The sequence below is a fragment of the Streptomyces sp. NPDC056361 genome, from assembly GCF_042262805.1.
In the GTDB taxonomy this organism is placed as follows: domain Bacteria; phylum Actinomycetota; class Actinomycetes; order Streptomycetales; family Streptomycetaceae; genus Streptomyces.
Genome location: NZ_JBHJQI010000063.1, coordinates 1 through 16,563 on the forward strand (window position 1 = coordinate 1; position 16,563 = coordinate 16,563).

The 16,563-nt window shown below is 74.1% G+C and carries 12 protein-coding genes; 7 read left to right on the forward strand and 5 right to left on the reverse strand.

What is annotated here, in order from left to right; all coding sequences use genetic code 11:
• Positions 1–517: 517 nt before the first annotated feature.
• Positions 518–967, forward strand: a complete 450-nt coding sequence (locus ACFCY7_RS21200) for a PTS glucose transporter subunit IIA (protein WP_376487332.1) — start codon at positions 518–520, stop codon at positions 965–967.
• A gap of 80 nt (positions 968–1,047) precedes the next feature.
• Positions 1,048–2,718, forward strand: coding sequence for a phosphoenolpyruvate--protein phosphotransferase (gene ptsP / locus ACFCY7_RS21205; protein WP_376487333.1), 1,671 nt, complete (start codon positions 1,048–1,050; stop codon positions 2,716–2,718).
• A gap of 75 nt (positions 2,719–2,793) precedes the next feature.
• Here ptsP and ACFCY7_RS21210 read toward each other — a convergent pair whose 3' ends face one another.
• Both ACFCY7_RS21210 and ACFCY7_RS21215 read right to left on the reverse strand, forming a co-directional pair.
• Complete coding sequence (locus ACFCY7_RS21210) at positions 2,794–3,684, reverse strand: hypothetical protein (protein ID WP_376487335.1); 891 nt, start codon at positions 3,682–3,684, stop codon at positions 2,794–2,796.
• A 23-nt stretch (positions 3,685–3,707) separates the two neighbouring features.
• A complete protein-coding gene (locus tag ACFCY7_RS21215; protein WP_376487336.1) occupies positions 3,708–4,994 on the reverse strand; it encodes an MFS transporter in 1,287 nt (428 codons plus the stop codon).
• 45 nt (positions 4,995–5,039) lie between these two features.
• Here ACFCY7_RS21215 and ACFCY7_RS21220 point away from each other — a divergent pair, with 45 nt between their 5' ends.
• Positions 5,040–6,359 (forward strand): aminotransferase class I/II-fold pyridoxal phosphate-dependent enzyme, encoded by a 1,320-nt coding sequence (locus tag ACFCY7_RS21220; RefSeq protein WP_376487338.1) that lies wholly within the window; start codon positions 5,040–5,042, stop codon positions 6,357–6,359.
• 84 nt (positions 6,360–6,443) lie between these two features.
• Here ACFCY7_RS21220 and ACFCY7_RS21225 read toward each other — a convergent pair whose 3' ends face one another.
• Positions 6,444–8,090, reverse strand: coding sequence for a serine protease (locus tag ACFCY7_RS21225; protein ID WP_376487339.1), 1,647 nt, complete (start codon positions 8,088–8,090; stop codon positions 6,444–6,446).
• A 121-nt stretch (positions 8,091–8,211) separates the two neighbouring features.
• Here ACFCY7_RS21225 and ACFCY7_RS21230 point away from each other — a divergent pair, with 121 nt between their 5' ends.
• Positions 8,212–9,114: an RNA polymerase sigma factor gene (locus ACFCY7_RS21230; protein WP_376487340.1), complete on the forward strand. Its 903-nt coding sequence runs from the start codon at positions 8,212–8,214 to the stop codon at positions 9,112–9,114.
• Positions 9,111–10,217, forward strand: a complete 1,107-nt coding sequence (locus ACFCY7_RS21235; protein WP_376487342.1) for a CU044_5270 family protein — start codon at positions 9,111–9,113, stop codon at positions 10,215–10,217. Before ACFCY7_RS21230 ends, ACFCY7_RS21235 begins: the two co-directional genes overlap by 4 nt.
• Positions 10,218–10,394: 177 nt before the next feature.
• Here the strand turns inward: ACFCY7_RS21235 and ACFCY7_RS21240 are convergent, their stop codons facing one another.
• Positions 10,395–12,365 (reverse strand): acetoacetate--CoA ligase, encoded by a 1,971-nt coding sequence (locus ACFCY7_RS21240; protein WP_376487344.1) that lies wholly within the window; start codon positions 12,363–12,365, stop codon positions 10,395–10,397.
• A 214-nt stretch (positions 12,366–12,579) separates the two neighbouring features.
• Between ACFCY7_RS21240 and ACFCY7_RS21245 the strand changes: the two genes are divergently transcribed.
• Positions 12,580–15,003, forward strand: coding sequence for a glycoside hydrolase family 31 protein (locus ACFCY7_RS21245; protein WP_376487346.1), 2,424 nt, complete (start codon positions 12,580–12,582; stop codon positions 15,001–15,003).
• 120 nt (positions 15,004–15,123) lie between these two features.
• Here ACFCY7_RS21245 and ACFCY7_RS21250 read toward each other — a convergent pair whose 3' ends face one another.
• Positions 15,124–15,684: an NUDIX domain-containing protein gene (locus ACFCY7_RS21250; RefSeq protein ID WP_376487348.1), complete on the reverse strand. Its 561-nt coding sequence runs from the start codon at positions 15,682–15,684 to the stop codon at positions 15,124–15,126.
• Between ACFCY7_RS21250 and ACFCY7_RS21255 the strand changes: the two genes are divergently transcribed.
• On the forward strand, positions 15,683–16,504 hold the full coding sequence (locus ACFCY7_RS21255; RefSeq protein WP_376487349.1) for a M15 family metallopeptidase: 822 nt from the start codon (positions 15,683–15,685) through the stop codon (positions 16,502–16,504). The genes ACFCY7_RS21250 and ACFCY7_RS21255 overlap by 2 nt on opposite strands.
• Positions 16,505–16,563: the final 59 nt, after the last annotated feature.

The window sequence follows — 16,563 nt, forward strand, 5'->3', positions numbered from 1 at the left end:
ACTAATCTGGCGTTGATTTTTGGCACGCTGTTGAGTTCTCAAGGTGCGGACGCTTCCTTCGTTCCTGTTTCCAGGCCCTCCGGGCGCTTCCTTCGGTATTTCGTGTTTCCAGCTTAGCAGATCCGATTTCCGTTTCTGCCACCCGCTGGAGCGGGCTGCTGGGATTGGAATTGGCTTTCGCTTTTCCCGTTCCCGGCGGGGTCAAACATTACCAGGCTTTCTCGGTCCCGCTGACCACGTCCTCCGCGAGCATGCAGAGGTGTAGACCACTGGGGTTAGGATCTGGCTTGATAGGTGCTGCCGACCCGCGACTCAAGGCCGCGTTGGGGTCAGGCAGGAGTACGACAGTACATCCCACCGTCAGTAGAGGCAAATCGTCGCTGGTGGTCCCTAGCTCCGCCCAACTGGTACGTCTCGGGCGGAACCGGGACTTCTTATGACTTACGCTTCAGAACAGTACGCCGTCCAGGACAGGTAGTGACGGCGCCACACAATCTCCGCCCCTGGGAGGCTTCCCATGACAACCGTGACGTCGCCGCTTGTTGGACGCGCCATCGGTCTCTCCGCAGTTCCCGACCCGGTCTTCTCCGGTGCGATGGTCGGTCCGGGTACCGCCATCGATCCCGTGCGCGAGCCTTCGGAGGCGGTGTCCCCTATTGACGGGGTGATCGTCTCCATGCACCCGCACGCCTTCGTCGTCGTCGACGATCAGGGACACGGTGTGCTGATCCATCTGGGCATCGACACCGTCCAGCTCAACGGGGAGGGCTTCGAGCTCCTCGTGAACAAGGGTGACACCGTGACGCGCGGACAGGCCGTCGTGCGCTGGAACCCGGCCGCGGTCGAGGCCGCCGGCAAGTCCCCCATCTGCCCGATCGTGGCCCTGGAGGCCACTGCGGACTCGCTCGTCGATGTCGTCGAAGACGCCGACGTGAAGCCCGGCGACCAGCTCTTCGGCTGGAACTGAGCCGGTTCGTCCTGGTGACGACCGCGAGTTCGACATTCAACGCGGCGGCCGGGGCCGTCGCTCAATCGGAGACGGGTGAGATGGAGACAACGCTGCGAGGCGTCGGCGTCAGCCACGGGGTGGCGATCGGCGAGGTCCGGCACATGGGCACGGCGGTCCTTGAGCCGCCGGCCAAGCAGATTCCGGCCGATGAGGCGGAGCGCGAACAGGGGCGCGCCCGTCAGGCCGTGGAGGCTGTGGCCGCGGACCTCAATGCCCGGGGCAACCTGGCCGGTGGCGAGGCCCAGGCGGTGCTGGAGGCCCAGGCGATGATCGCCCAGGACCCGGAGCTCATCGCCGACGTCGACCGCCGGATCGCGGTCGGCAGCACGGCCGAGCGCGGTATCTACGACGCCTTCTCGCACTATCGCGAGCTGCTGGCGGGTGCCGGTGAGTACATGGCCGGGCGGGTCGCCGACCTCGACGACGTGCGGAACCGGATCGTCGCGCGGCTGCTGGGCGTGCCGATGCCGGGTGTGCCGGACAGCGACGAGCCGTACGTGCTGATCGCGCGGGACCTGGCTCCCGCCGACACCGCGCTGCTCGACCCGACGCTGGTGCTCGGGTTCGTGACGGAGGAGGGCGGGCCGACCAGCCACAGCGCGATTCTGGCGCGGGCGCTCGGCGTGCCGGCCATCGTGGCGCTGCCCGGTGCGGGTGAGCTGGCCGAGGGCACGCTCATCGCGGTCGACGGTTCCACGGGTGAGCTGTTCGTGGACCCGAGCGAGGAGAAGAAGGCGGAGCTGACCGAGGCCGCCGCCGCACGGAAGGCCGCGCTGGCGACGTCCAGCGGTCCGGGTGCGACGTCGGACGGGCACAAGGTGCCGCTGCTGGCCAACGTCGGTGGTCCGGCGGACGTGCCGGCGGCGGTGGAGGCCGGTGCCGAGGGTGTCGGTCTGTTCCGTACGGAGTTCCTCTTCCTGGACGACAGCAAGAAGGCGCCGTCCGAGGAGAAGCAGATCGAGGCCTACCGCAAGGTGCTCGAGGCGTTCCCCGAGGGCCGTGTGGTCGTGCGGGTGCTCGACGCGGGTGCGGACAAGCCGCTGGACTTCCTGACGCCGGCGGACGAGCCGAACCCGGCGCTCGGTGTGCGGGGTCTGCGGTCGCTGCTCGACCACCCGGACGTGCTGCGGACGCAGCTGACCGCGCTGGCGAAGGCGGCCGAGGGGCTGCCGGTGTACCTCGAGGTCATGGCGCCGATGGTGGCCGACCGTACGGACGCGAAGGCGTTCGCCGACGCGTGCCGTGAGGCGGGGCTGCGGGCGAAGTTCGGTGCGATGGTCGAGATTCCCTCGGCCGCGCTGCGGGCGCGCTCGATCCTGCAAGAGGTCGAGTTCCTGTCGCTGGGCACCAACGACCTGGCGCAGTACACCTTCGCGGCCGACCGTCAGGTCGGTGCGGTGTCCCGGCTGCAGGACCCGTGGCAGCCGGCGCTGCTCGACCTGGTGGCGCTGTCCGCCGAGGCGGCGAAGGCCGAGGGCAAGAGCTGCGGTGTCTGTGGCGAGGCCGCCTCGGATCCGCTGCTCGCCTGTGTGCTGACGGGTCTGGGGGTCACCTCCCTGTCCATGGGTGCGGCGTCGATCCCGTACGTGCGGGCGACGCTGGCCAAGTACACGCTGGCCCAGTGCGAGCGGGCCGCGGCCGCGGCGCGTGCGGCGGACACGGCGCACGACGCGCGGATCGCCGCGCAGGCGGTGCTGTCCGGGGAGTGATCCCGGGCGTCCGGCATGGAGCGAAGGGGCTTTCCGTCATGTGGGTGACGGGAGGCCCCTTCGGCGTGTGCGGGCTCAGTGGTGGAAGGGGTGGTCGTCGTCGGGGTCGGGGGTGAGGGGGAAGCCTGCGCGGTAGGCGACTCCCGGTTCCGGGGAGAGGGGTTCGCCGGTGCGGGCGTCGGTGCAGTAGGCGGTGAAGACCTCGGCTTCGGTGAGTGGGGTGAGGGTGCCGTCCGTGAGGCGCCAGCCGTGGAGGTGGTCGGGGGCGTCGGGGGTGGCGGTGCGGAGGACGAGTCCCGCGGGTGCGGCGAGGGCGATGCCGGCGGCGAGGACGGCGGTGAACTCGGTGGCGGTGGAGTCGTCCGGTCGGGTGGTGCCGTGGGCGTGGAGGACGGCGAGGAGTTGGTCGTCGGCGGCGGGGACGCTGCAGACGAGGTGGTGGATGCCGGGTCCGGCGGCTTCCAGGAGTCGTCCGAGCAGGCGGTCGGCCCGCTCGAAGGCGGCGCGGCCGATGTCCTCGCCGCAGTCGGCGCAGGGGCCCGCGGTGGCGAGGACGGTGGTGGCGTACTGCCAGGTGGCGTGGCGGACGGCGGCGGCGACGAGCTCGGGGAGGAGGGTGGTGAGGGGCTGCCCCGTATAGGTGACGCGGGCGCCGGTGGCGGCGAGGTGGGCGGTGAAGCGGCTGCGGCTGGTGGGGTGGTCGGGGTCGAGGGCGGTCTCGGTGCACCAGGCCGCGTACTCCTCGGGGTCGAAGAGGGTGACGGTGGTGTGGCCGCCCTGGCCGGCGAGGGTCTTGAGGAGGGCCTCGACCTGCTGGAGGTAGGTGGAGTGGTCGTCGAAGGCGAAGGTGCGGTAGCGGCGCATGGCCGTGAAGTCGTGCTCGTCGGCGAGGAGGCCGACGGTGCTGGGGACCTCGCGGCGCAGGGCGCGGCGGAGGTGGGTCGTGGTGGTGCCGGTCCGGGTCATGTCTCCCCCTGGTGACGGTCCGATCAGTGCTCACTCACCGTAACCTTCGCCACTGACAGTGACGGTTCGGTGAGGCGTCGGCCGACCAGGCGGTGCTGTGCGGCGCAGGTGGCGACGAGGGCGGCGCCGAGGAAGGGCCAGGCGAGGGGGCCGGCGGAGATGAGGCCGGTCACGACGAGGGGGCCGGCGAAGCGCTGGGTGGACTGGGCGAGGCCGTGGACGCCGAGGTAGGCGCCCTGCGCGTCGTCGGGTGCGAGGGCGATGGAGATCTCCCAGGACGCGATGGTGTGGATCATCTCGGCGAAGGTGAGGACGACGGCGGCGGCGACCAGGGCGGTGACGGCGAGGGTGGGGCCGCCGAGCGGGGAGACGGCGAGGCAGAGGGTGCCGGCGGCGAAGAGGACCGCGAGCGGGGTGAAGAGGCGGCGGGCCGCGGCGGTGGTGCCGCCGTAGCGGGAGAGCGGGACCTGGAAGACCACGACGAGGGCGCTGTTGAGGACCATCAGGAGGGGTGCGAGGCCGACGGGGGCGTCGGTGGCGTGGACGATCCAGAGCGGGAGGGCGACCTGGAGGATCGAGTCGTGGAGGAAGAAGACGGACTCCCCCGCGGTGAAGGCGAGGAAGCCCCGGTCGCGCCAGGGGTTGGAGCGCTTGGCGGTGGGGGGCGCGTCGGTGGAGGCGGCGGCGACGCGGGAGGGGGTCGGGGAGGGCGGTTCGGCGCAGCGGAGGGTGAGGGCGGCCATCACCAGGTAGGAGAGGGCGTCTCCGACGAGCAGGAGCTGGAAGGCGGTGGTGGAGCCGACGGCGAGGGCGGCCGCGGCGCCGAGCCCGCCGAGGGTCCAGCCGATGTTGGAGGTGGTGCGGTTGATGGCCTGGTAGCGGACGCGGTCGGGGCCGGCGACCCGGGCCGCGTACAGCTTGGTGAGGACGTTGGTGGCGCGGTCGGGGAGGGCGCCGGCGGCGGAGAGGAGGACGAGGAGGAGGTAGTCGTCGGTGGTGAGGAGGGAGAGGAGGGCCGCGGCGCGCAGCAGTTGGGTGCAGATGATGACGCGGACGAGGGGGAAGCGGTCGGCGAGTCGGCCGCCGAGGGGTGCGCCGGCGATGCCGGCGGCGCCGGAGAGGGCGACGAGGAGGCCGACCTGGGCGAGGCCGAGGCCGGTGACGTAGGTGAAGTAGAGCGCCATGGCCGTGGACCAGAGTCCGCTGCCGCACTTGTCGATGAAGCCGATGACGAGCATGCGGCGTCCGTCGCGGCCTCCGGGGATGCGGTCCCTGAAGGGTGGGCGGGGCGGGTGGGTGGTGCGGCTCATGGGTCCCCCTTGCGCATTCTTTTGTATTGATACATAATCAGTTACGTGGCAGCACAATATGCGATCGAGGGCACGACAGCCAAGGGGATCGCCGCGTCCGTCGAGCGGGGCGTGGCCGAAGGGGGGCTCGCGCCGGGGGACGCCCTGCCTCCCGTGCGACGGCTCGCCGACATGCTGGGGGTGAGTCCGGGGACGGTGGCGACGGCCTACAAGGAGCTGCGGCAGCGGGGGCTGATCGTCACCCGCGGCCGGGGCGGGACGGTGGTGGCGGAGGTGCCGTCGGTGGCGTCCCGGCGTCCGCCGCGCGTGCCCGGCGGTCTCGTGGACCTGGCCGGCGGCCATCCGGATCCCGCCTTCCTGCCCGTACTGCGGCCGCCGTCGGTCGTCTCCCCCGTGTACGGGTCCCATCGCGCGGCGCCGCGCCTGCCCGTCCTGGAGGACCTGACCCGGAAGTGGTTCGAGCGGGACGGGGTGCCCGCGGAGCACGTGACGTTCGCGCACGGCGCGCTCGACTGCATCGCGCGACTCCTGTCGACGGAGCTGCGGCCCGGTGACGCGGTGGCCATGGAGGATCCCGGTTTCCACCACCTGCTCGACCTGGTGCCCGCGCTCGGGCTGCGGATCGTCCCGGTGGCGGTCGACGCCGAGGGGCTCGTACCGGACGCGCTGCGGACGGCGCTGCGGGCAGGGGTGCGCGCGGTGGTGTGCAGCCCGCGGGGCCAGTGCCCGACCGGGGCGTTCTTCACGCGGTCGCGGAGGGACGAACTGGTGGCGGTGCTGAGGGAGTTCCCCGAGGTGCTCGTCGTCGAGGACGACCACAACGCGGAGGTCGGCGGGGCCGCGGCCCACACGCTCGCGGCGGCGGGGCTCGACCGGTGGGCGCAGGTGCGGACCGTGTCGAAGCACCTGGGCATCGACCTGCGGTGGGCCGGGGTCGCGTGCGACGCGGTCACGACGGCGCGCCACGACGGACGGATGCTGATGACGTCGGGCTGGGTCAGCCACGTGCTCCAGGAGACGGTGGCCGGCCTGTTCGCCGACCCGGCCGTACGCGAGCTGGTGGCGGCGGGCGAGACGGCGTACGGGGAGCGGCGGGCGGCGCTGATCGGCGCGCTCGGCGCGCACGGGATCCGGGCCGTCGGCGCCAGCGGGCTGAACGTGTGGGTCCCCGTGCGGGACGAGTCGGCGGTGGTGAACGGGCTGCGGACGCAGGGCTGGTGGGTCGCGGCGGGCGCGCGGTTCCGGATCGCGGCGCCGCCCGCGGTACGGATCACGACGGCGACGCTCGCACCGGCGGACGCGGTGCGCCTCGCGGCGGACTTCGCGGAGGTGCTCGGGGACGCGCAGGCGACGTACGGCGGGTGACGTGCCCGCCGGTGACGCGCGGATGCTCCGGGGAAGGTCCGTTCCTTCCCCGGAGCGTCCGCGCGCGTCAGGGCGCGGTGCGGTTCAGCGGGTGCGGTAGGCGTTGCGCAGGGTCTGGGTGAGCGTGTTGCCGTTCGTGTCGGTGAGTTCGGCGCGGAGCGAGACGGTCCGGCCGGCGGCGGGGGTGCGGAAGCCCACCTGGCCGTCGAGGACGGGGACGCGGGTCCAGGTGGCGCCGAGGTCGGTCGACATCGACACGGTCAGGGAACGCACGCCGGTCGTGGCGGCCGCGCCTTCGACGGCGACCGGGACGCGGACGAGGGTGCCGGCCGGGGCGGTGCCGTCGAGGGCGAGCTCCGGGGCGAAGCGGACGGTGCTGAGCGGGAGTTCGGTGGCGCCGGAGGTGGCGGCCGAGGCGAAGGTCCAGGACGCGGTGACGCGGCCGCCGGCGCTCGGGCCGCTGCCGTGGGTCGCCGTGGCGGTGAGCCGGTACGCGGCGCGGCCGGGCGTGGTGGTGAACCGCGCCTGGCCGGGGTCGCCCTGCCGGGTGCCGATCAGGACGCCGTCGCGGTGGAGCGTGGTGGTGGCGCCGTGGAAGCGGGGAGCGCTCGGGGCGTGGCCGTCGCCGTCGGCGAGCAGGGGGATGTCGAGCGCGAGGGTGTCGCCGTCGCGGACCCCCGCCGGTCGGGCGCCGGGCGTGCCGGCGAGGGCGGGGCCGAAGACGGCGTTGCCGAAGGTGTGGGTGGTGGTGGCGCCGGCGCGTACGGCGATCCCGTCGGCGGAGTAGCGGTTGGGCGGCGTCTCGGGCCCGGCGGGGCCGGAGTAGGTGACGTCCCATCGGCCGCGCTCGGGGGTCACGAGGACGGTCGCCGTGTCGAGCGGCTTGAGGGGGGAGGCCAGGCCGATCGTGGGGCCGGCGCTGGGCTGGATCGAGACGAACCCGCTGTCGGTCGATCCGTCGGGGGCGGCTCCGCGGATCTTGACGGTGGCCAGGTCGGCGGTGGCGGGGCGCTTGACGAGGCCGGTCAGGGCGCGGCCGGAGGTGAAGGTGTAGCCGAGTGCGTAGTCGGCGCTCGCGCCGGACCAGTAGGTGTCGAACCATTCCTTGACCGAGCCGGACTCGGCGGCGGGGCCGAGGTGCGCCACGCGCAGTCCGTCGCGCGCCACCATGACGTTCGCGGAGCGGGTCGTGCCCTCGTGGGTGACCTCGACGACGCCGATGCTGTTCAGGTAGCGGGCGGCCTGGTCCGGCGGGCGGACGTCCACCGGCGCGGTCGTACGGGCGTCGACGGTCACGGTCGTGTCGCCGGTCAGGTCCAGGCGGGGCTGGACGACCCAGTCGGTGCCGGTGGCCGGGGCGGGGCCGTTCAGCGTGGAGTCGAGCAGGTAGCGGCCCTTGGGCAGGCGGACGGTGACCGTGCCGGACGCGTCGTAGGGCGCGGCCTCCTCGGCGGCTCCGGGGCCCGAGATGCCGGTGACGTGGGTGAGGTAGCCGCCGGTGGCGGCGCCGGTGCGGTCGAGGTGCCGGATCGTCAGGGTGTACGTCTCGGGGGTCCCGGTCGCCGCCACGGCGTTCGGGGGCAGTGCGGAGAGGGTCGTTCCGGCGAGGACGGTGGCGACGGCCAGGGTGCGCAGGACCGTGCGGCGGCTCGCGCCGGGGGTCGTGCGGCCGGAGCTCGTGGCCGGGGTCCGGGTCGGGGTCGTACGGAGTGCGTTCCAGTGATCGTTCATGCTCAGCACTGCTCACGGCGGGCCGGGCGTTCCCGTGACCTGGGCCACATCGGCACGGTGTGTGGCCCAGGTCACGGGAACCCGGACGAACCGGCGCCCAGTGCCAGATGTGGAATCACCTATGAGAGATCGTTTCCGCGCCGGGGACCCCTCGGCGCTCGGCGAGGCGTACGACGAGCACGCTCGCGTGCTGTACCACTACGCCTACCGGGTGTGCGGGGACCGGGCGGCCGCGGAGGACGTCGTCTCCGCCGCGTTCCTGGAGGCCTGGCGCTGCCGCGACCGGGTGCACGCCGACGGCGGGAGCCTGCGTCCCTGGCTGCTCGGCATCGCCACCAACATCATGCGCGGGGCCGCGCGGGAGGCGCGCCGGCGGGACGCGGCGCTGGCCAGGCTCCCGGAGCGGGGCGTCCTGCCGGACTTCGCCGACGACGTCCTCGCGCGGATGACGGACGGGGAGCAGGTACGGGCGGCCCGCGTCGCGCTCGGTCGGCTCCGGCGGCGTGAGCGGGAGGTCTTCACCCTCGTGGTGTGGGCCGGCCTCGACTACGCGGCCGCCGGGGAGGCGCTCGGCGTCCCCGTCGGAACCGTGCGGTCCCGGCTGTCCCGGGCCCGCGAGCGGCTCCGGAAGCTCGCCGAAGCGGAATTGCGCGCGGCGCGGCGGCGGGAGCGGTCTGCGGCCGTCGCGGTGCGCTCGGGCAGGCGGCCGGCCGCGCGCGGCGCCACGGTCGGCGGTCCCGCCTCGGGGCCGGGCGGCGTGGTCCGCGCCGCGGCAGTCCCCGAAGGAACCGCATCCGAGCGCGAGCCTTCCGCAAGCGTCGGGGTGTTGCCCGGCCCCGGGCCCGACCTGCTCGACGTACCCGGGGCAGTGCCCGGGGGCCTGCCCGGATCCGGGCCCGGCCACCTCGATGTACCCGGGCCGACGCCCGGATCCGGTACCGCACCCTTCGTCGGGTCCGTCGCCGTCCGCTCGACCGTCCGACCGGCCCTCGCGCCCCGACCGACCACGGAGAACCAGGCATGAACGCCTTCACGCCCCGCACGACGCACGCCGACGCGGACGACCTTCTGCGTTCCGAGCTCACGGAGTTGCTGCCCCCGCCGCCGGTGCCCGACCTGACGGCGGAGCGGGAGCGGGACCTCAGGTACGCCGTCCTGCGGACCGCCCTGGAGGGCGGGGACGGCGCGGGTACCCGGCCGGTCCGCGCCGCCCGTCAACGGCGCGGGCTCGGGCGCGGCTGGATCGCCGCGCCGGCGGTCGCCTGTGCGGTGATCGCGGGTGTCGTCGTGCTCGCGCCGGGCGAGGCGCCGGCCGGGTCCTCCCCCGGACGGGTGTCGGCCGGGGAGTCGGCGTCTCCCGACGCCGTGCGGGTCCTGTCCGGAGCGGCGCTCGCCGCGGCGGCGGCGCCCGCGCCGGACGCCGGGCCCGGCGGTTACGTGTACATCCGCAGCCTCGTCGCCTACGCGGGGCGCGGTGCGGACGGCGGGCGCGCCGCGCTGCCGCCGGCGCACCGGCGTGAGGTGTGGCTCTCCGCCGACGGCAGCCGGCCCGGACTGCTGCGCGAGCCCGGGGCCGCCGACTCCCCGCTCGGCGCGGAGCTGCCCGTGTACGAGCTCGACCACCGCGGGGCCACTCCCCGGAAGACCGCCCTCGCGACGGCGCCGCCCTCGGTGACGAACCCGACGCACGCGTACGTGGCGGCCCTCCCCACCGATCCGGACGTGCTGCTGCGGCTCGTCCAGGACGGCACGCGCGCGGGTGGCGGCGACGCCGATCAGCGTGCGTTCACCGCGATCGGGACCCTGCTCGCGGAGACCTGGGCCCCGCCGAAGGTCACCGCCGCGCTGTACGGGGCGGCGGCGCGGATCCCCGGCGTGACCGTGCTGCCGTCCGCGCGGGACGCGGCCGGGCGCGAGGGCGTCGCCGTGGCCCGTACCGCCCGCGGCGAGCAGACCCAGTGGATCTTCGACCGGAGGACGTCCGCGTTCCTCGGGGAGCGGACCGTGCTCACGGAGGACACGTCGGCCGGGCGCGCGGGGACGGTGCTCGGGGTCTCGGCGGTGCTGGTCAAGGCTGCCGCCGAGGCCACCGGAGAGCTGCCCGAGGGAGTTGGCGTGAGGGGTTGACGTGAGGAGTTGACCCGAAGGGCCGGGCGGGTCGGCCGGAAGGGTCGGCCCGTACGGCCGGGGGCCCGCTGATCCGGTCGGATCGGCGGGCCCCTGGTCGTGGGCGGGAGCGGCCAGGGCCTGTCGGACCCCGATCTGCCGGAAGGTCCGAGCCGGGCGGGACCTTCCGGACTGGACCTAGCCCCGGCGGTTGGCCGCGAGGGACTCGTAGAAGTGGAGGAGGCCGAGGTCGTCGACGGAGCCGGCGTTGACGGCCTTGGCCAGGGGGGTGCCCTGGAGGAGGCGCTTGACCGGGACCTCGATGCGCTTGCCCGTGAGGGTGTGGGGGACGCCGGGGACCTCGATGATCTCGTCGGGGACGTGGCGCGGGGAGAGTTCGGTGCGGATCGTGCGCTTGATGCGGCCGATCAGCTCGTCGTCGAGGGTGGCGCCGTCGACGAGGTGGACGAAGAGCGGCATCCAGTAGCCGCCGTCCGGCTCCTCCAGGCCGATGACGAGGGACTCGCGGATCTCCGGGAGGCGTTCGACGGCCTCGTAGATATCGGCGCTCCCCATCCGGACGCCCTGCCGGTTGAGGGTGGAGTCGGAGCGGCCGTGGATGACGACCGAGCCGTGGTCGGTGATCGTGATCCAGTCGCCGTGGCGCCAGACGCCCGGGAACATCTCGAAGTAGCTGTCGCGGTAGCGGCTGCCGTCGGGGTCGTTCCAGAAGTGGATCGGCATGGACGGCATGGGGTTGGTGACGACCAGTTCGCCGACCTCGCCGATGAGGGGCTTGCCGGACGGGTCCCAGGACTGGAGGTCGGTGCCGAGGCCGGCGGCCTGGAGCTCGCCGATGTGGACCGGGAGGGTGGGGACGGCGCCGGCGAAGCAGGAGCAGACGTCCGTGCCGCCGCTGACGGAGGCGATCCAGAGGTTGTCGCGGACTTCGTCGTGGAGCCAGCGGAAGCCGTCGGGGGGCAGCGGCGAGCCGGTGGTGGCGACGCACTTCACGGCCGAGAGGTCGAAGTCGCGGCCCGGGTGGACGTCCGCCTTGGCGCAGGCCATCACGTAGGCGGCGGAGGTGCCGTAGAAGGTGGCGCGGGTGCGTTCGGCGACGCGCCACTGGGCGGCGGTGTCGGGGTAGCCGGGGCTGCCGTCGTAGAGGACGACGGTGGTGCCGGTGAGGAGGCCGGAGACGAGGAAGTTCCACATCATCCAGCCGGTGGAGGTGTACCAGAAGAACACGTCGTCGGGGCCGAGGTCGCAGTGCAGGCCCAGCTGCTTGACGTGCTCGACGAGGATGCCGCCCTGGGACTGGACGATCGCCTTGGGCAGGCCGGTGGTGCCGGAGGAGTACAGGACCCACAGGGGGTGCGCGAACGGCACCTGCTCGTAGACCGGCTCGACGTCGGCGGCGACGAGGTCGTCCCAGGCGAGGGTCCCCTCGGGGGCCGGGGTGCCCAGGAGCGGGATGTGGACGACGGCCCGGAGGGTGGGGAGCTCGGCCCGCAGTTCGGCGACGGTGTCGCGGCGGTCGTGCTCCTTGCCGCCGTAGCGGTAGCCGTCGACGGTGAAGAGGACGACCGGCTCGACCTGCTGGAAGCGGTCGAGGACGCTGCGGGCGCCGAAGTCCGGGGCGCAGGACGTCCACACGGCGCCGACGGCGGCGGTGGCGAGCAGGGCCACGACGGACTGCGGGACGTTGGGCAGGTAGCCGCTGACGCGGTCGCCCGGGCGTACGTCGAGGGCGCGCAGCTCGGCGGCGAGGGAGGCGACCTGGCGGCGGAGCTCGGCCCAGGTGGTCGGCGCGGGGTCGTGTGTCTCGTCCACATGGAGCAGCGCGGTGTCGTGGGGGCGCTCGTCCGCGGCGCGCAGGGCGTGCTCGGCGTAGTTGAGGGTGGCTCCGGGGAACCATTCGGCACCGGGCATCGCGCGGTCGCCGAGGACCCGCTCGTACGGGGTGGCGAAGCGGATGTCGAACCATTCGGCGATCGCCCGCCAGAAGGCTTCGAGCTCGTCGACCGACCAGCGGTGGAGCGCCGGGTAGCCGCCCTCGGCCGGGGCGCCGTGGTGTTCGGCCGCCCAGGACTGGAAGCGGGTGACGGCAGCCGAGGCGATGCGTTCGTCGTCCGGCTGCCAGAGCGGATCGGTCTGGGCTGATGTCATCGGGTGGCTCCCTGGCTGTACGCGGGGTCGGCGTGTGTCGGGCGCACGTGCTGGGGTGTGCGCGTGACGCGGCTGACAGGACGATGCCATGTGATCGTCTTTCGCACCAGGGCTGGCCGCCCATGGTCGGCCAGTTGAATATGTGCTCCCACCATGGGTGAACGGAAGTTGAACGAAGCTTGTATCGCCCCAGGTGGGTGGCAGGGTGATCGTCATGGACGGTCGTGGACTGGTGCGTTCGATCAAGGTGTTCGGTTCGGTACAGGGGTTGCGGACGGTACGGGCCGCGTGGCGGCGGCACCGTGCGGACGCGTGGGGGTTGCCGCCGCGGGGGGCGGAGCGGGCGCGCGTGCCGGGGCTCGCGGTGGAGGCGGAGGCGGGGCCGGGCGGGGGAACCGTCCGGTTCGCCCGGTCCTCGCTGCGGATCTGCGTGTCGGCGGGCGGCACCGTGTTCTGGGGTTGGGACGGGGCCGGGCCCCTGCCCTCGTACGCCGTCGCCGCCGGGGCGCCGGAGCCCGATCCGCGGGCCTCGCTGGAGCCGGACACGGACGGCGGGTGGCGGATCGTGTCCGAGCGGGTGACGGTCGCGGTGTCCCGGCACGGGGCGGTGGAGATCCGCACGCCCGGTGGGGTGATGCTGCGGCGGGACCTGCCGCCGCGCTGGTGGGAGCCGGTGGCCGGCGGGGAGGGCGAGCGGCCCGAAGGGGCGGACGCGCGGTGGGTGCAGCGCAGTGAGGTGCCGGCGGACGCGCGGTTCTTCGGGCTCGGCGGGCGGTCGGCGGGGCCGCGGCTGCGGGACGGCTCGTACCGGCTGTGGAACACGGACCCCAAGGGGCGCTTCGGGCCGGGCGACGATCCGCTGTACATCACGATGCCGGTGCAGTTCGTGGTCTCGGACGCCGGCACGCACCTGGCGTTCCACGACAACTCCTGGGAGGGCCGGGTCACGCTGGCCGAGGGCGAGGAGGGGGACGGCTCGGGCCACGACCGGCCGGGGAGCGTCGAGGTGCGGATGGCCGGCGGGCCGCTGCGCTGCTGGGTGGTGGTCGGCACCCCCGCGCGCGTGCTGCACGGCTGGGCGGCGCTGACGGGCGCGCCCGCGCTGCCGCCGTCCTGGGCGCTCGGCCCGCAGCACGCGCGCTGGGGGTTCGGCAGCGCGGGCGAGGTGCGGCGGGTGGTCGCCGGGTACCGGGAGCGGGGTCTTCCGCTGTCCGCCGTGCATCTGGACATCGATCACTACGACGGGCACCGGGTGTTCACGGTGGACCGGGAGCGGTTCCCCGATCTGCCCGGGCTCGCGGCGGAGCTGCGGGAGCAGGGCGTGCGGCTGGTGTCGATCGTGGACCCGGCGGTGCCGGCCGAGCCGGGGAACGCGGTGTACGAGGAGGGGCGGGCGGCCGGGGCGTTCGTGCGGGACGGGCGGGGCAGGGAGGTCCACGGCGAGGTGTGGCCGGGCACGTGCGCGTATCCGGACTTCACCGATCCGGCGGTACGGGAGTGGTGGGGCGGGCTGTACGAGGAGCGGCTGCGGCAGGGGTTCTCGGGCGTCTGGCACGACATGAACGAGCCCGTGTCGTTCATGCCCTTCGGTGACCCGACGCTGCCCCGTTCGGCGCGGCACGCCCTGGACGGGCGGGGCGGTGACCACCGGGAGGCGCACAACGTGTACGGGCTCGCGATGGCCCGCGCCGGGTACGAGGGGCTGCGCGCACTGCGGCCCGATGAGCGGCCGTTCCTCTTCTCGCGTTCGGGCTGGGCCGGCATGCAGCGGTTCGGGGGCACCTGGTCGGGCGACGTGTCGACGGGGTGGCCGGGGCTGCGGGCCTCGCTCTCCCTGGTCCTGGGGCTCGGACTGTGCGGGGTGCCGTACTCGGGGCCCGACGTGGGCGGTTTCGACGGGAGCCCGTCGCCGGAGCTGTTCCTGCGCTGGTACCAGCTGGGGGCGTGGCTGCCGCTGTTCCGCACGCACGCGGCGATCGACGCGGGGCGGCGCGAGCCGTGGGAGTTCGGGCCCGAGGTCCTGGAGCACGCGCGCGTGGCGCTGGCCGAACGGGAGCGGCTGCGGCCGTACTTCGAGACGCTCGCCCGGCTCGCGCGGATGACGGGTGCGCCGTACGTGCGGCCGCTGTGGTGGGGGACGCCGGAGGACCGGCTGCTGCGGGACTGCGAGGACGCCTTCCTGCTCGGCGACTCGCTGCTGGTGGCGCCGGTCCTGACGCGGGGGGCCGACCGGCGGGCGGTTCGGCTGCCGCGCGGGCACTGGTACGACACGGCGACGGGGCAGGTGCACGAGGGGCCCGGGCAGGTGCTGCTCGACGCCCCGCTGTCCCGGGTGCCGGTGCTGGCCCGCGCGGGGGCGGTGCTCGCGGTGCGCGGCGAGGACGGCGGCCTCGCCCTGGAGGTGTGGGCGCCCGCCGCGGGGCGGACCGGCGGCGGGCTCGTCGTACGGGACACGGGGGACGGCTGGGAGCCGGCCGAGATCGAGCGGTACCAGTCGCGCCTCGTCGACGGCCGGGTGGTCGTCGAGCGAGTGACGGACGACGGGGCGGAGGAGGCGGGGCTCCCGGTGCGCGTCAGGGGTCTCGACGGCTGGAGGACGCGCCGGGGTGGGGCGGGGGCGCCGGCGGTCCGGACCTGAGACGTGCTCGAGCCCTGGGACGTGCCAGGGCCTCGGCCGGGGGCCGGGGGCCGCCCGGGGTGAGCCGGCGGCTGCCCGTGGTGGGCCGGCGGCCGCCCGGGCAGGGCCGTCGGCCGGCGGTCACTCGTAGCGGCCCGCGAACCATCTGCGTACCGCCTCCGTGTGGAGGGGGAAGGCGAGCTCCTGCGGTGAGTGGAGCACGTGGTGGCCGCTGGTCTCGTCGGTGGGGACGGAGGGCGGGAGGGCGGCGGCCGGGCGGGGCGGGAGGAGGCCGAAGAGGAGGAGGTGGCCGGCGGGGGAGCTGAGGGCGTCGGCCAGGCGGACGTCGGCGGCGGAGGCCGTGATGCCGGTCTCCTCGCGCAGTTCGCGGGCGACGGCGGCGCGCCAGTCCTCGGCGTGGTCGATGAAGCCGCCGGGGAGGGCCGTACCGCCGCGCATGGGCTCGATGGTGCGCGTGATGACGACGAGGCCGGTCCCCGCTCCGTCGGTGACGGGGAGGAGGGCGACGGCGACGGGCAGCGGGTTGCGGTAGGCGGTGTCGCCGCAGGCCGGGCAGGTGCGGGGCCAGCCGGCGTCGGCGGTGTGGGCCGCGCCGCAGGAGGAGCAGTGGGAGTCCTTCACGGCCCGACCGTACGCGATCGGCCTTTCCCGGCGCTGCCGGAACTGGTAGACGGTGCGCATGACAGGACTCGCATCCGCTTTACGCACCCTCGCCGTCACGGCCTCGGCCGGGCTGCTCGCCCTCGCGGGCGCCGTCGCGGCCCCCGCTCCCCCGGCGTCCGCCGCGCCGGAGCCGAAGGCGCCACGGGAGTTCGTGGCACTGGGCTCGGTGGACCGGACGATCATCCAGGAAATGCGCTACACGACGACGCACAACTTCGTGGGCGAGCCGGTCGACGGCTACCGGCAGCCGCTGTGCATCCTGACCCGGCCGGCGGCCGAGGCGCTGCACCGCGCGCAGGTGCGGCTGCTGGCCCGGGGCTACTCGCTGAAGGTGTACGACTGCTACCGGCCGCAGCGGGCCGTCGACCACTTCGTGCGCTGGGCGAAGGACCTGGCGGACGAGCGGATGAAGGGGGAGTTCTATCCGCTGGTCGACAAGTCCCGGCTGTTCGCGGACGGTTACATCGCGGAGAAGTCGGGGCACAGCCGGGGTTCGACGGTGGACCTGACGGTCGTGCGGCTGCCGGCGGTGCCCACACGCGCGTACGTGCCGGGCGAGCGGCTGGTGGAGTGCTACGCGCCCCGGGAGGAGCGGTTTCCGGACGACTCCGTGGACATGGGGACCGGGTACGACTGCTTCGACACCCGGTCGCACACCGACGACCCGCGGATCCAGGGGGTCCAGCGGGCCAACCGGCAGCTCCTCAAGGGGGTGCTGGCCGAGCAGGGCTTCGTGAACCTGCCGGAGGAGTGGTGGCACTTCACGTTCAAGCCGGAGCCGTTCCCGTCGACGTTCTTCGACTTCCCGGTGGCGAGGCGGTCGGTGGCCGGGCACTGAGTCTTCCGCGTCGGGGCCGCCCCGTGCCACACTCCTGACGGTTCGTCAGATCAGTGGTG